The organism is Vibrio sp. MEBiC08052, assembly GCF_001506075.1.
Classification (GTDB): domain Bacteria; phylum Pseudomonadota; class Gammaproteobacteria; order Enterobacterales; family Vibrionaceae; genus Vibrio.
On sequence record NZ_KQ947475.1, the window covers coordinates 3,072,401 to 3,086,768 of the forward strand.

A 14,368-nucleotide genomic window follows, 5' to 3' on the forward strand; every position below is an offset into this window, starting at 1 on the left:
ATAAAATAACGATAGAGCAAAATACCTGTTTATTCCGATAGTTCCGGCCACAGCAATGCCAGATCAAGATGCGTTTCAATTGCATCAGCAACCCGATTAAGAGCATCTTCTTTCCGCTGTACGTGATCAAGCGTTTGGAGCTCTCCGCTACCGGCCCATTGACACAAACATTGCATCACTTCTGTCTGATCAAAAATACCATGCAGATAAGTTCCAAACACCTGATTCGCCTGATCCACCAAACCATCTTCCCGACCATCCTGTAACTGAATCACTGACCGGTCATGATTGCCGTTCCGCCGATGTGAATGTCCGGCGTGAATTTCATAACCTTGTACCCGGACATCGTCTCCATCAAGGCAGAGTGAACCTTGCACATTCGTTAGCTGTTTTTGCGCCATCAGTTCAGTATCAATATCAAGTAGTCCGAGCCCCTGACTCACTCCCGGCTCCCCTTCAATCCCTAGCGGATCACGCACTGTCTGACCGAGCATTTGGTATCCGCCACAAATACCGATGACTTTACCGCCATAGCGCAGATGCTGCATGATATCTTGATCCCACCCTTGCGCGTTCAAAAACGCAAGATCAGCACGGGTTGATTTACTACCGGGCAAGATAATCAGATCAGCATGGCGGAGTCTTTCTCCTTTTCTGACATAACGAAACGAGATTTCCGGATGATGGCGCAAGGCATCAAAATCGGTATGGTTACTGATACGAGAAAATACCGGTACCACCACTTTCAGCTTCTCATCCCCTTCACGGACTTCGGTCGCAACAATTGCATCTTCAGCTTCAATATCCAATCCATGTAAATAAGGCAATACACCAATAACCGGCTTCTGAGTTTTCTGTTCCAGCCAGTCAAGACCTGACTGAAGTAAACGAATATCCCCGCGAAACCGATTGATCACAAAACCAATAACTCGTGCCTGTTCAGACTCGGAAAGTAACGCCAGCGTGCCATACAAATGCGCAAAAACACCGCCACGATCAATATCTGCCACAATAATCACCGGCACATCCGCCGCTTCAGCGAACCCCATATTGGCAATATCATTTTCACGCAAATTAATTTCGGCCGGGCTGCCCGCCCCCTCAATCATGATACTGTCGTATGTTTCACTGAGATTCTGGAAGGAATCCATCACCACATGCAGCGCTGTTTTCTTATAATCATGGTAACAGTCCGCTTCCATATTGGTAATCGCTTTGCCCTGCAGAATAATCTGAGCCCCAGTATCGGAATTTGGTTTGAGCAGCACCGGGTTCATGTGCACTGAGGGTTCAATTCCTGCTGCAAAAGCCTGAACCGCCTGAGCACGACCAATTTCACCCCCATCAGATGTCACGGCACTATTCAATGCCATATTCTGAGGCTTAAAAGGCGCAACCCGAATTCCCCGACGATAAAGAACCCGACACAGCCCGGCGACAAGGACACTTTTCCCGGCATCAGACGTAGTTCCCTGAACCATCAGTGCATTTAACGAAGATTTCATAATCGAGCGGCTCCATCGGAAAAAATAAGCAACTGCCACCATCAGAATTTTGGAATTCACTCAAAGAATCATCACCGACTGATAGGTAACACTTGAATATCTGTCCTAATCGTTTAAATTAAAAATCAATATATTATACTTCTCTATATACAAAGGGAATCAAACCGATAGGACGTTTTATGCTAAGACAGGCTTTCAGTTTAACCATTACAGGCCTTGCTTTTATCTTTGCACCGCTGGCAGCCCATGCTGCAAATTTTAATTACAACTATCTTGAAGTCCGAGTCGGCGGTGGGCCGGAATCTATCGGCTCTGAATTCAGTATGAGTGTCGTGGACAACTTTCATGTGCTCGCTCATGCCGACACCCAGATGGATAACGATTGGGATCTTGCGGGGGGCATTGGTTTTAACGGGCCAGTGACACAGTTTGCTGATGCATTTGGTGCCATCCTGTTACATCAAATCAAACGCCCTCGGGACGAAGGTGGCAAGTCCGATACCTTGGGAGAAATCAACATCGGTGCCCGGTTGTGGATTGGTGATAAACTAGAAGTTTATAGCAAATTGGGTAAGCTTGATAAACGTTCTGTCGTCAGCTTCGGTGCCCGCTTCCACTCAACCGATCAACTCTCTTTAAATATGGGATTTGATAATAACGGGCTTTGGGGACCGCGAACTGTGCTTGGGGTTCGCTACGAGTATTAATCACTGTTTACCGGTTTCTTTCTCCGGAAACCGGTCATCAATACACACCATCAAGTCACTGCTCCCTCTCAGATGATGAACCACTAATGAGACTGAAGCACGCCCGACGTCAGTGGTGTCCAATAATTATCTCTGAAATGAACCAGTGCCTGATATAAATTCTCTTCTCGAATCGGTTTGACCAGTATATATTCTGCTCCTGCATGTAAGAAATCATTCTTGGTTTTTTCAGTATCGTCAGCAGTACATGCATAAATTGGTGTGTCCAGTCTTAGTTGATGTTTCACAAAATCGGTGACTTCAACCCCATCCATACCCGGTAACTGGTTATCCATCAAAATTAAATCAAAGCCAATTTTTTTCAGTGTTTCAACAGCAACCGTTCCATCATCAACCCATGTCACCCGCAAACCAAAACGATCACAAAATGCCTTCGCAATATAAGCATTAGTTTTATTGTCTTCAACTAATAGTACGTGAGGAGGTTGCTCAAATAGTTGACCAGAGACCCCCTGTTCAACCGTTTCTTGCGTTTGTTTAACATGGTATTGCTCAACCTCAATCGGAATCGTGAACTCAAAGCAGCTTCCCTTGCCGACCTGAGACGAGACCGACACGGTCCCCCCCATGAGTTCCACCAAATTCTTCACAATCGATAGCCCTAAACCACTCCCGCCAAATTCGCGGCTCGATGTCGTTCCGCCTTGAATAAAGGGTTCAAAGATCAACGAAAGATCATCATGTCCAATGCCAATACCGGTATCGGAGATAGAGACATGAAACATCGCGCCATCTTCTGAATGGTTTAAATTGATCAGGACACAAATCTCACCCTCACGGGTAAATTTAATCGCGTTGTTCAGCAAATTAAAGATGATTTGATTCAAACGAATTTGATCAATGATAACGATGGTCTCTTCCTGAATATTGGTCATAACATCCAGCTCAAGTTCCTTTTCCTGACATAACGGCTGATAAATCCGTTCAATGACTCGAACCGTCTCAATCAAGTGGAAATGAACCGGATTCAATTTGAACTTATTCTGTTCAATTTTGGAAAAGTCAAGAATATCATTCAAAACGGCAAGCAGATGCTCGCTACATAAACTGAGTACACCGACCTGTTCACGCTGCTTTTCATCCGTCACACTCTCTTTCAACAGCTGTGATACCCCCAGAATCCCATTTAAAGGTGTTCTGACCTCATGACTCATCCGAGCCAGAAAATCAGCTCTGGCACCGGCAGCTCTTTCGGCTTCACTCCGCGCCAAATGGCTTTGTTTCTCAGCTTCAGCGATGGTAGTGACATCCTGCCCTTGAGTCAGAACAGACTCGACACGCCCTTCGGTCACAATCGGGGAAATCGTCCAACGGAATATTTGACCTTCAAACTCAGTCGCGACTTCTTTCAGCGTTTCGCCACTAGACGCCTTTTTGATGCTAGGAATTAACCTTTCTTTCAATTCATAGAAGGTAGAAATCTGACTCTCTTTGGAAAACTGTTTCACCGCGGCTGGATTCATCCGTAGTAAACGGCCATCAGCCCCCCATAAAATGGTTGGTGCAATAGAAAAGTTGAACAAATTCTCAAATTGCTTTTCTTGTTCAGATAAGCGCTTAAAAGTATGTTCAAGAGCTCGTCCGAATAGGTCGAATTCTTCGATCTTGGAACCATGGAAAACCGGTTCGCCCCCACGATCAACAATTGAGCGACTAAACTGCACCAGTTTTTCAATCTCAGCCCGAATTCGCTTATGTAACCACCGCCACAAAATGAAAGAGAACAACGCTGTCGCAACAAGAATAAATACGACACCGTAATAAAAGTTACGCTTCAGTTTGACAACATTCTGATTATCCTGAACGGCATACATCATCAGTTGTGTCGGATTGTCATCAACATTCAGTTCGGTGGTGTTGACCGTATAAGACTCAAGTCGATCAGAATGTTGGGGGTAAACAAGAACATCTTGTTCTGAGTAGGACTCTTCTCCATTGAGGGTCGTTGAAAGCACATTGGATCCGATCGCCAGAATCAAATTCTGCGAATTACTGCGAGAGCGAATCTGTTCGATAAGATTGTAATTATTATTAATCACAAACATGACGTACAAGTAACCGATCAGTTCACCAGAATTACTCACAAGTGGTGTTCTTCTTGCAAAAGCATAAACTGTCTCCAGCAAAGACGGTATTTTCACCAACATCCATGTATTGTTCACGGTCATCCGGTGTGACACCGATTCTAATTCATTCGGCACAATGCCATAGAACTGAGCATTCCCATCATCCCACAGCATATGATTCAACCCGGCAATAAAACGGACATCCGGTGTATTATCCGAGTCAAGCTGGTCGACGAAACGAAAATATTGATCGATATACTGCGACTTCCCAGAGCTTACCGCATGTAATAAATCAGCATTTGTCGCGCTTCCATCCTGATGAATTTTGAGCAAAGAGAGGCGGAAGTTGACCATGCCCTGAACTAATCCTGAGGTTTGATTTGCCGTTCGCTGTACTTCCTGAGCGATCAACTGACTACTGATCTGATAGTTCTGAAACAGGACACTAAAGGTCAGAATGACAATGATAATTGTAATCGCCCGAGTAAAGTAGGTTGCTATCTTCTGTTTCTGGCTTATGGGGCTCGGTCTGACGTTCATAAAACATGGTCTCTTTCTTTATCTATCACTTTCGGCCGGATCAATGTCGATCAGAATACCGGAATGCACGTTGTTTCAACGATTCAACTCTCTCGGGTTTATCCGCACTGGAAACCACCTCAAAGTCCCCGGAATAAACCGTTGGTACCTTTTTACCTTCAAGATCCCACTTGATTGCTTCAGCCATTGCGATCCCAGTGTCATCATTCATCCGCATAACCGTGACATTCAAATCATGATGATGCAAAGCCTCCAGTTCAGCAGAACCGCCACCCCAACCATTGATAAGAACATCCTCTCTGCCTAGTTCTTTCAAGGCTTTGACTGCGCCGAGAGCGACATCGGTTGAACAGGCATATAATAATTTAATCTCCGGATGCGCCCTCATATTCTCAAGCGTGATTTTATAAGCACTTTCCTGATTGGCCTGAGTATAAAATGATGACACGAGTGGATATTCAGTCATCGCTTGAATAAACGTATCGCCTCGTGCTTCGCTCACATAACCTTGTGAAAAATACAGCACGGAATAAAGTGAATGAGGTTTCAATGTCTTCTTAAAATAGTCCACCAACAAACTGGTTCCTATTTCATGGTCAAAACCGATATACATCCACGGTTGTCGATGTGCCCAGTCTTTCACAGGTGTGGTCACATTCTGTAGAATCAATTTGGTTTCCCTGCCTCTTAACACATGCTCAATAAATTTTTTGTGTCTGGTGGTATCGAGCGTAAAAATCAAATAGTCGGATTTATTCTTTAATGCTTCCATCAAAGAAAGACTTTGCTGGCGGATATCCAAATTTGGTCGAGTAAACACCTGATGTATTTCATACTTGACACCCAACTCATTCAAGCGCAACTCAAAGGCCCGGATGTTACGACTCCAATAATCCGACACTTGCTGCCCGGGATAAATCACTGATATCTTTACCGGATGTTCCTGAGCCGTCTGTAATGGCTTCGGTTCAAGCCGAACCGCATTCGCCAAAGAGAGTGTCAGCTGTTTTTGTTCGGGGTTTAAATCAAGAAATTCGTTGTAATGCCAATAGCCACTCAACGCATATGCCGCTGAATGATAAATAAGAAAGCAAGCACTTAAAATAACTCCAAAAAATCTCATTATCGTCTTCTCATTGATTGAATATGTTCAACATAAACAAAAGAAAGAGCGCTCGTATGATGCGCTCTGTGATGAATCAAAAAGTAAAGGCAAGATTTGCCGAACCACCCAATTGATGCTCTCCGGCATAACTCCCGGCAATATCAAGGCTAACGGCGTCTCCGGGGCTGATTCCCAAACCCAAGGTAATTGCATTATCCACTGTATTTTCTATGTCGATTTCATATCCAGCCCTGAGCTGCCCCCAACCCCAGGCATTCCCTTCAATACCAAACCGGATAAACTGTGTATCATCATTTTTACCGGTAAAACGTTCTTGCTTTGTCATATCGACATCAACGGCTGCACTCAAGACCTCTCCGACATAGCCAGCCGATACAGTGACTTGAGTGTCCAATTGATAATGATTCTGACCATCAAAGGTCTCAATTGAATGATTGAACAAGTCTTTGACACTGACACCGAGTCGATAAGCATCTTTAAGCCAAACTGCGCCTATATCCAGATTCAATGTGTTTTTTTTGACTTCACTCTTATCGTAATCATCCCAGTCAAAGTTCTTCACTGATGCAATTTGTTTATAGGTTCTCATCCACTGATATTTAGGCGTAATGCCGAAAGAGAATTTCTGTTGTAATATTTCATATTTCTTAGCAAAAGCGACCCCGAGTTCGGTATAGCCAAAAGCGAGCAAATCAACACTGGATGCTTCATAACGGCTCTGAACAGCAGCGGCCGAACTACCTGTATTCGCTGCAATCTTCGGCTCAGCAAACAATTCAACATACCCTCGGGCATAAACATTCAAAGCAAGCGTTTGATGAGGGATTGCCATAGCAACACCGATACCGCCCGATGCATTTAATGGGGCATTATCAGAGAGGTCATCCAAATAACCGTTCATTTTTGCCACGGTTTCAGCATCAGCACTCCCACCCGTGGATTCAAACCGACGAATATCGTCTTGCAGATCATCGACAATTGAAATGGTGTCATCTTCGTCCCGAACATTAAGGTTGACTGACGGGAGCAATAATCCGAAATCATCATGATCACGGTACACTGCAGTTAGCGCAGGGTTATAGAAAGGTGCTAACAGAAAATCGGCAGTCGTCACACCGGTATTTCCCATGCCGTTACCTCGGGCATCGGCAACCCATGATGCTGCCTCAACAGGAGCCGCAAAAGAACATATCACTACAATCAATCGATAATTCTTCATTTAATACCCACCTTATCTCATAAGTGATCAATCTAAGATTAGTACAAAATGAACGTTCTACAGATAGTTATGCACCTGAGTGATCAAAAATTTGCGACGGTAATAAATTTTTGAGCACTATTTTTTCTTTGCGGATTTTGGAAAAACGTTTGACCTTCGCTTCCATACGCAATGCTTCACGATGTGTGCCGACCGGATGGCTCCAGACCAGTACCAGAGGGGATTTGCCCCGTAATGCCTTCGCTCCCTGACCACACTGGTGCTGCTGAAAGCGTCGTGCAATATCGGTTGTAATACCGCAGTAAAGCGCATTTTGGGGCGTTCTGATCAAATAGATCCACCATTGAGAGGTTTGTTGCTCGGTCATCGGATATTATTCACGGGAAGAAAGCAGCTCATCCACTTGTGCGCGTAACCACTGAACTTCCTGCTTTAATGCCTCCACTTCTTGTTCGAGTGCGTCAAGTCGCTCTGGCTGTACTGACGCTTCCGCTGCCGACTCTGCAATATCTTCACTTGCATCATAAGGTGTAAACGTTTGGCGATAACGAATTTCTCTTTTTCCCGGCTCCCGCGGCAATCTGGCCACTAATTCTCTTTCAATCAACGTTTCCAAAACCTGTTCCGTGGTCTTCATGTCCGGCAAAACACATAAACGATTGGTTCGGGTCCGCAATTCTCCCGGGGTTTGCGGACCACGTAGCAACAAACAACATACGATTCCCAGCTCTTGTTCTGTCAGTTGCAAATCGCCGAACTCCGTATTGCAAAAGCGATGTTGATATTTGCTGGTCCTGCTGTTAAAACCGCTTTCATCACTGACGAACCGACGAGAGATTAAACCTTCGACAGTTTCAAGCACTTGAGATTCAGATAAATTCATCACTGGCTCTCGGTTGCTTTTCTGATTGCAGGCAGTGACCAGACTATTGAGGCTCAGCGGATAGTAATCCGGTGTGGTAATCGATTTTTCAATTAAACTGCCGATAATCCGCGCCTCATGCGCACTAAGCTCATACTTCATCATGATTTCCTTCATGCTCCATTCAATTGAATCCGGTATACACAATATTCAACATCATTAATGTTCGACAACAAAAGTACATTTCACAATATGACCATACTCATCCAGAACAAAAATTCGTGAACGATTCAATTCGATGTCCGTGAAACTACACGATTTTCTTGCTGTGATATAGCCAGTTCTGAGTTTATCCTGACGTGGGTTTTCGAGCGGTTCCTCAAAAATAGGAACAATAATCTCTGATGATAATGACATGACTTTTGATGAGTGATAATAGGAATGTCATTATCATATAGTGACTGACTGAGAAAATAAATCATGTTCAAACGATGAATCGCGTTTCCAGCACCACCATTCGCTGATCGCCAGAAAATTCAGCTGACAAAGCCACTTTTGATTGATCTCAGGGCTGTTCCCAAGGCGATGGATATGATTTAATTCTGGTAGACCCATTTAATAAGACAATAGGAAAGGAACCGATGAGCAGCGTATTTGAAATTGTCTCGCTAGCACGCCGTAAAAATAAACTAAAACGGGAGTTGATCGATAACGAGAAAAAAGTTCGGGATAACCGTAAACGTGTTGACCTGCTTGAGAACCTGCTAGATTACATCAAACCTGAAATGACACACGATGAGTTTATTGCCATCGTTAAAAACATGAAAGCAGACTATGAAGATCGGGTTGATGACCATATCATCAAGAGTGCTGAAATCTCAAAAGAGCGCCGGGAAATGAGCCGTCGCATTAAAGAGTTAACTGAACAAGATAAACTTCAGACTCAGGGTAAAAAATAATCCCCACAGTACCGTGATTGATACAGATAAACCCACAGCGATGTGGGTTTTTTACGTTTCCATATTGTTCTCAGCGACATAACAGCACATTCTACCCCATCAGAAGAACGCCTTTCTCTCGTCATAATTCCCTAATATTTTTATGTTTTTATTGATCTGATTTCAAGCTAGACTCAATGGAAGCCCTCATATCAATAAAAGGAAAATATCATGATCGAACAAGGTCAGAAACTCCCTGCAGCAACGTTAGGTCAACTGACAACAGATGGCATGGTCAATCATCAGGTTCAAGAACTCTTTGCCGGTAAGAAAGCGGTTTTATTTGCTGTTCCCGGTGCATTTACCCCAACCTGCTCCGAAGCTCACCTACCCGGCTATGTTGTGCTGGCCGACCAGTTAAAAGCCAAAGGCATTGATATTATTGCGTGTGTTGCCGTGAATGATGCATTTGTGATGAAAGCATGGGGTGAAGCGCAGAATGCTTCAGAAATTATGATGCTGGCTGATGGCGATGCCAGTTTCACCAAAGCACTCGGTCTGGAAATGGATACCGAACAATTCGGTGGTATTCGCTCTCAACGTTATGCCATGATCATTGAAGATGGTGTGGTCAAACAGTTAAATGTTGAACCTCCGAAATCATTTGAAGTCAGCAACGCTGAAACCATTCTTGCCAGTTTATAAATCACATTGGCAGAGATCAGAAAACGGAAACCTCAGGTTTCCGTTTTTTGGTTCATTAAGATAAACACGTTGCACAGCAAACATAAGCATCATGCCTTCAGTGTCGGTAATACCGGACTACCTTTTAAACGATGATACTCAGACAAAGCCACTTTGTCTGCCAACGTGTCAACGTGTGCTTCAGACAAGTCACACCAAAAAACTTCCTCGGCTTCGAAAGAGGAAATACTGCCATCCCAACAACTGACCACATAATAATGCAGCAGTTGTAATTCTGTTGTCGGGTGATAGAGCGAACAAAGATAATGATAACTTTTCGGGATAACACCGAGCTCTTCCTGAATTTCACGAAACAGGGTTTCTTTTTGCGACTCACCCAATTCAATATGACCACCGGGAATAGCAACAATATCAGGATCACACGTTTTATCTTTCGCACGCTTTTCAAGCAGAACCTGAGCATCATCAACCAATAAAAAAGACACACATTCATGCACTTTCATCATTTTATTCCTCCTCCGGAGCCATATTTACAAACACCGGCGTAACATCATGATTGACCGATTCCTATCATCCAGCATACACCGATGTAAACCAACAGTGCTAACATCGATACCAGATACATCAGCCGAATCGTGCGCTGGATATCATCTCGTTCAATCAGACGGTTATTATCGCCAATCCAAGGCTTTTCTACCCGCTGGCCGAAATAATCATTTGCTCCACCGAGCCGTATCCCCAACGCACCGGCAACAGCAGCTTCCGACCACGCACAATTCGGGCTTTTATGCTGATAACGATCCCTCCAACCGATCAGGAATGCACCACACGCATCGTAACGCAGTAACAAAGCCGCCAAAGCAAACAGTAGCCAGCTCATACGCGCGGGTAACCAGTTTGCCAGATCGTCCATTTTGGCCGAGACATAGCCTAACGCCCGGTATTTTTCGTTGCGATACCCCACCATCGAATCCAACGTATTGACCGCTTTATACGCCATCGCCAACGGTACACCACCGAGAAACAGATAGAACATCGGTGCAATCACACCGTCAACCGTATTTTCCGCCACGGTTTCGACCACGGCTCGGGAAATCTGAGTATCATCGAGGTTGCGGGTATCCCGTCCGACAATGTAAGACAATTGTCGGCGGCTCTCTTCAATATCGCCTTGCTCCTGTGCCCGATAAACCAAATTGGCACAATCCGCCAGACACCGTCCCGCCAATGTGGTGTAAGCCAGCCACACGGTAACAACCACGCCCAGCCAAGGATGAATCGTCCCGGCAGCTTGTAACACCAGCCAAGTGACACCCCAGCTCAACGCCACAATGACGATCCATAATACGCCGCCTCCTACATAAAGCCCCCATTCATGATGACTCATACGACGGATCATCTGTTCCATTCGGGAAATTGCAGTGCCAATCCAGCGGATCGGATGCGGCCAATGAGGCGGGTCACCGAGGATTAAGTCAAGAATAAAAGCACAGCTATAGATTAACAGACTCATTGGCGCATTCTTCCCCGGCGAAACCAATGCAACAATAAATCAGGATTCTGACCGAAGTGGACATGGAAATAACTCGCGAGGGTATTATTAACTTGATAGCCGCCTTGCCAGCGCTGCAACACCTGACCATCCCGCTCTTTGGTGCAGGTGAAGACCGGGGCAAGGTCTGTCGTAAACTCGGAATAGTGAAACTCATGCCCCCGAATCACCTCATCTTGTGAGGCAATCAGCACATCTTGGTTCGCAGAAACCTGACAATAACCGAAACGCTTCAGGGAAGTCGTCATCGTACTATACCCCGGGAAAATGCCGCACATCGGATACTGCTCTCCGGCTTGATCAATCAAACTTTCGCCCAAATACATCAGCCCGCCACACTCGGCATAAATCGCAATCCCTTGCTCATGAGCACGTTTTAGTGCTTGCAGCATCGGTTGGTTAACTGACAACCGTTCGGCATACAATTCCGGAAAACCGCCACCGATATAAATCAGATCGGCGTCTGGCAACGCCTGATCCTGCAAAGGGCTGAAACGGACAATCCGTACACCGCTTGCCGCCAATAGATCAAGGTTATCCTGATAATAGAAATTAAAGGCTTCGTCATAAGCCATGGCTAAGGTCAGCCCGTCACCTTGCCCCTTTAATGTCAAAGCCAGTGTGTCATCGGTCACCGGTGCCGGGGGCAACGCCGAAACCTGAAGCAGTAAATCCAGATCAAGATGCTGTTCAATCTGATCCGCCAGTTGATCCCAGGCATCATCATAAGCAGCCTGTTCATGCGCGGTGACCAATCCAAGATGACGAGACGGCAATTCAATCGCTTTGAGGTTGGGTAAACGCCCGAGCACAGGGATGCCGGTATAACGTTCAATTGCGGTTTTCAGTAAGTCGAAGTGACCGTCCGAATTAACCTGATTGACGATCACGCCGGCAATATTCAGGGTCGGGTCAAACTGCTGAAATCCCAGCACCGTTGCCGCTGCCGACGTCGAGACCGCTTTGCCGTCAATCACCAGAATGACCGGACAAGCCAGTTGTTTTGCCATCCCGGCACTACTGCAATAGTATGGGTCAGTGCCATAACCGTCGAATAACCCCATCACACCTTCAATGATGGCAACATCAACCTGAGCCACGCGTTGGTAAAACGTATTCAATAACACCGCCTGCGGTAACATAAACTCGTCCAGATTTCTGGATAGCGTGCCAGAAACTCGCGAATGCCAGGCAGTATCAATGTAGTCGGGACCAACTTTGAACGGCTGAACCGACAGACCTCTGCGCCGAAATGCGCGTAGTAAACCTAAGGTGAGGGTCGTCTTGCCACTGCCACTACTTGTGCCACCAATTAAGAATGCATTCATGTCGGTTTAACTCTCATGTCTATTTAAATCTGATTTTTAATCAAAAACGGCACGATAGCAGAAGTGACCTGACCTGATCACCACAAAGTTATTGATCTGTCCCACTTTATCTGCAAAAAGCATCATCATCTGCAAAAAGTACCATCGCCGATAAACCTGAGCGAATCACCCAAACCAATCAGGATAAAAATATAACCTGAATCAAATGGCCGCTATGTGGTCAGGATGATATTAATAGCTTCATCAAATTTTCATATTAATGACAGACAATGGAAAGATCAGACGACAGGACATCCGCCACCGGCTTGAAACCACTCAAACGATATCAGTACGAACATTATGCCGTACTCTGTAAACTCGCCTATCCTCGAATATTCAGGCATACCCGTTATGGCTTTGATCCCAACGGGCAACGTATCATCGGTGATCGATACGGTAAAACCATGATTCGGGTGCTATGGAGCAGCAAAAAGGACGAAGTCGTAGTCGTGTTTAAAGGCTCCCATTCCGTGAGTGACTGGGTGTTGAATCTTGCATTATGGATGAAAGACTGTCGGCCGCTCGGATTGCCCTATCATATTCATGCCGGCTTGTACTATCTGTTGCTTCAGGAGAGCCAGCCGGTTCGTAATGAAGATAAACTCGGCATCAGCGTACTGGAAAGGCTGGAAACCATTCTGTTACCGCTGATTGAGCAGGGGAAACGCATCGTCCTGACCGGACACTCGTCCGGGGGAGCAATGGCATGTGTTGTCGCTGACTATCTGGAACGCAGAGCACCGAAAAGCATTAAACGCGTGGTTACCTTTGGTCAACCAGCCGTCGGCAACTGGCGCTTCTACAGGCAGTATACGTTGAAGCATAAAACCTACCGTATCTGTTGCGACATCGATATTGTGACCTTTTTACCGCCACTCCCGTTTATCTACTGGCATGTCGGTAAACTGCTCTGGCTTTATAACGGGCGTATTTATGAAAATACACCGACCTTGATCCGACTTGGCCGCTCACTGCTCAGTTGGGTGATTCGTCCGTTTTCTTATCATTTGATGAGTAAGTACATCCGCAATAAAGATTTCTTTGACGAACGCTGAAAATAATGGGGTCACGCAAAAGACTGACCGATAAGTCGGTAGTTGAGATGGAAAAGTGGAGACGTAAAAAAAGACGCTTTAAACGTCTTTTTTATCGGGATATGGAGGCGCGTCCCGGAGTCGAACCGAGGTCCACGGATTTGCAATCCGCTGCATAGCCACTCTGCCAACGCGCCAAATTATTTCGTTCTCAATTTTTGTAGATGGTGCCCCGGGCCGGACTTGAACCGGCACAGCGCGAACGCCGAGGGATTTTAAATCCCTTGTGTCTACCAATTCCACCACCAGGGCAACGCTAAAAGCGATGGTAACACCACCTCTCATCGGTATGAACCGCGAGAACGAGGCATACTTTATCGGATTAAAATTCGAGGTCAACAAAAATTTCTCTATTATCAATCAAATGGCTAATAAACATGCGCCCCGGTATAGACAACATACAATCAGGATAAAAACCAGCCACAAATCTGTCGCCCCCTCATAGTTTTTCTGTACCCGGTTCTACGCTGGCGATGGCGCCCATCAACTTTCAAGTGTCCGGGCAACTTTTTCTTCATATTTTTCTGTCATGTCACATGATGTTTGAGTCTATCGGATTGTTCACAAACTGATTCCCCTTCGATATTCAACGGATTATCATGACTGATAGACAGTCAGTGAATGATA

The 14,368-nt window shown here is 45.4% G+C and carries 13 protein-coding genes and 2 tRNA genes; 4 read left to right on the forward strand and 11 right to left on the reverse strand.

Going from position 1 to position 14,368, the window contains the following annotated elements; all coding sequences use genetic code 11:
- Nucleotides 1–29: 29 nt before the first annotated feature.
- Complete coding sequence (locus VRK_RS13385) at nt 30–1,505, reverse strand: cobyric acid synthase (RefSeq protein ID WP_059122770.1); 1,476 nt, start codon at nt 1,503–1,505, stop codon at nt 30–32.
- A 179-nt stretch (nt 1,506–1,684) separates the two neighbouring features.
- On the opposite strand from VRK_RS13385, the gene VRK_RS13390 reads away from it, so the two are divergent.
- Entirely contained in the window at nt 1,685–2,212 is a 528-nt protein-coding gene (locus tag VRK_RS13390; RefSeq protein WP_059121831.1) for a hypothetical protein, read from the forward strand.
- A gap of 83 nt (nt 2,213–2,295) precedes the next feature.
- Here VRK_RS13390 and VRK_RS13395 read toward each other — a convergent pair whose 3' ends face one another.
- The 5 genes from VRK_RS13395 to VRK_RS13415 form a co-directional block, all read right to left on the reverse strand.
- The gene (locus tag VRK_RS13395; RefSeq protein WP_059121832.1) at nt 2,296–4,878 is read right to left on the reverse strand and encodes a LuxQ periplasmic sensor domain-containing protein; all 2,583 of its coding nucleotides are present in this window, start codon (nt 4,876–4,878) and stop codon (nt 2,296–2,298) included.
- 40 nt (nt 4,879–4,918) lie between these two features.
- Nucleotides 4,919–6,001, reverse strand: a complete 1,083-nt coding sequence (locus tag VRK_RS13400) for a substrate-binding domain-containing protein (protein ID WP_059121833.1) — start codon at nt 5,999–6,001, stop codon at nt 4,919–4,921.
- A 76-nt stretch (nt 6,002–6,077) separates the two neighbouring features.
- The gene (gene traF, locus VRK_RS13405) at nt 6,078–7,223 is read right to left on the reverse strand and encodes a conjugal transfer protein TraF (protein ID WP_059121834.1); all 1,146 of its coding nucleotides are present in this window, start codon (nt 7,221–7,223) and stop codon (nt 6,078–6,080) included.
- A 67-nt stretch (nt 7,224–7,290) separates the two neighbouring features.
- The gene (locus tag VRK_RS13410; RefSeq protein ID WP_059121835.1) at nt 7,291–7,590 is read right to left on the reverse strand and encodes a GIY-YIG nuclease family protein; all 300 of its coding nucleotides are present in this window, start codon (nt 7,588–7,590) and stop codon (nt 7,291–7,293) included.
- A gap of 6 nt (nt 7,591–7,596) precedes the next feature.
- Entirely contained in the window at nt 7,597–8,247 is a 651-nt protein-coding gene (locus tag VRK_RS13415; RefSeq protein WP_059121836.1) for a YceH family protein, read from the reverse strand.
- A gap of 479 nt (nt 8,248–8,726) precedes the next feature.
- Between VRK_RS13415 and VRK_RS13425 the strand changes: the two genes are divergently transcribed.
- Both VRK_RS13425 and VRK_RS13430 read left to right on the forward strand, forming a co-directional pair.
- A complete protein-coding gene (locus VRK_RS13425; RefSeq protein ID WP_021018699.1) occupies nt 8,727–9,044 on the forward strand; it encodes a DUF496 family protein in 318 nt (105 codons plus the stop codon).
- A gap of 210 nt (nt 9,045–9,254) precedes the next feature.
- Nucleotides 9,255–9,728: a peroxiredoxin gene (locus VRK_RS13430; protein ID WP_059121838.1), complete on the forward strand. Its 474-nt coding sequence runs from the start codon at nt 9,255–9,257 to the stop codon at nt 9,726–9,728.
- An 89-nt stretch (nt 9,729–9,817) separates the two neighbouring features.
- Here VRK_RS13430 and VRK_RS13435 read toward each other — a convergent pair whose 3' ends face one another.
- Genes VRK_RS13435 through VRK_RS13445 form a run of 3 tightly spaced genes read right to left on the reverse strand, consistent with a single transcriptional unit; the run spans nt 9,818 to nt 12,608 of the window.
- A complete protein-coding gene (locus VRK_RS13435) occupies nt 9,818–10,231 on the reverse strand; it encodes an NUDIX hydrolase (protein ID WP_197413159.1) in 414 nt (137 codons plus the stop codon).
- Between the two features lie 47 nt (nt 10,232–10,278).
- The gene (gene cbiB / locus VRK_RS13440) at nt 10,279–11,241 is read right to left on the reverse strand and encodes an adenosylcobinamide-phosphate synthase CbiB (protein WP_059121840.1); all 963 of its coding nucleotides are present in this window, start codon (nt 11,239–11,241) and stop codon (nt 10,279–10,281) included.
- Nucleotides 11,238–12,608, reverse strand: coding sequence for a cobyrinate a,c-diamide synthase (locus VRK_RS13445; RefSeq protein WP_059121841.1), 1,371 nt, complete (start codon nt 12,606–12,608; stop codon nt 11,238–11,240). Before VRK_RS13445 ends, cbiB begins: the two co-directional genes overlap by 4 nt.
- 305 nt (nt 12,609–12,913) lie before the next feature.
- Between VRK_RS13445 and VRK_RS13450 the strand changes: the two genes are divergently transcribed.
- On the forward strand, nt 12,914–13,702 hold the full coding sequence (locus VRK_RS13450; protein WP_059122771.1) for a lipase family protein: 789 nt from the start codon (nt 12,914–12,916) through the stop codon (nt 13,700–13,702).
- 102 nt (nt 13,703–13,804) lie between these two features.
- On the opposite strand, the gene VRK_RS13455 is transcribed toward VRK_RS13450, so the two are convergent.
- Both VRK_RS13455 and VRK_RS13460 read right to left on the reverse strand, forming a co-directional pair.
- Nucleotides 13,805–13,878 (reverse strand) — tRNA-Cys (locus tag VRK_RS13455).
- 28 nt (nt 13,879–13,906) lie between these two features.
- Nucleotides 13,907–13,993, reverse strand: a tRNA-Leu gene (locus VRK_RS13460).
- Nucleotides 13,994–14,368: the final 375 nt, after the last annotated feature.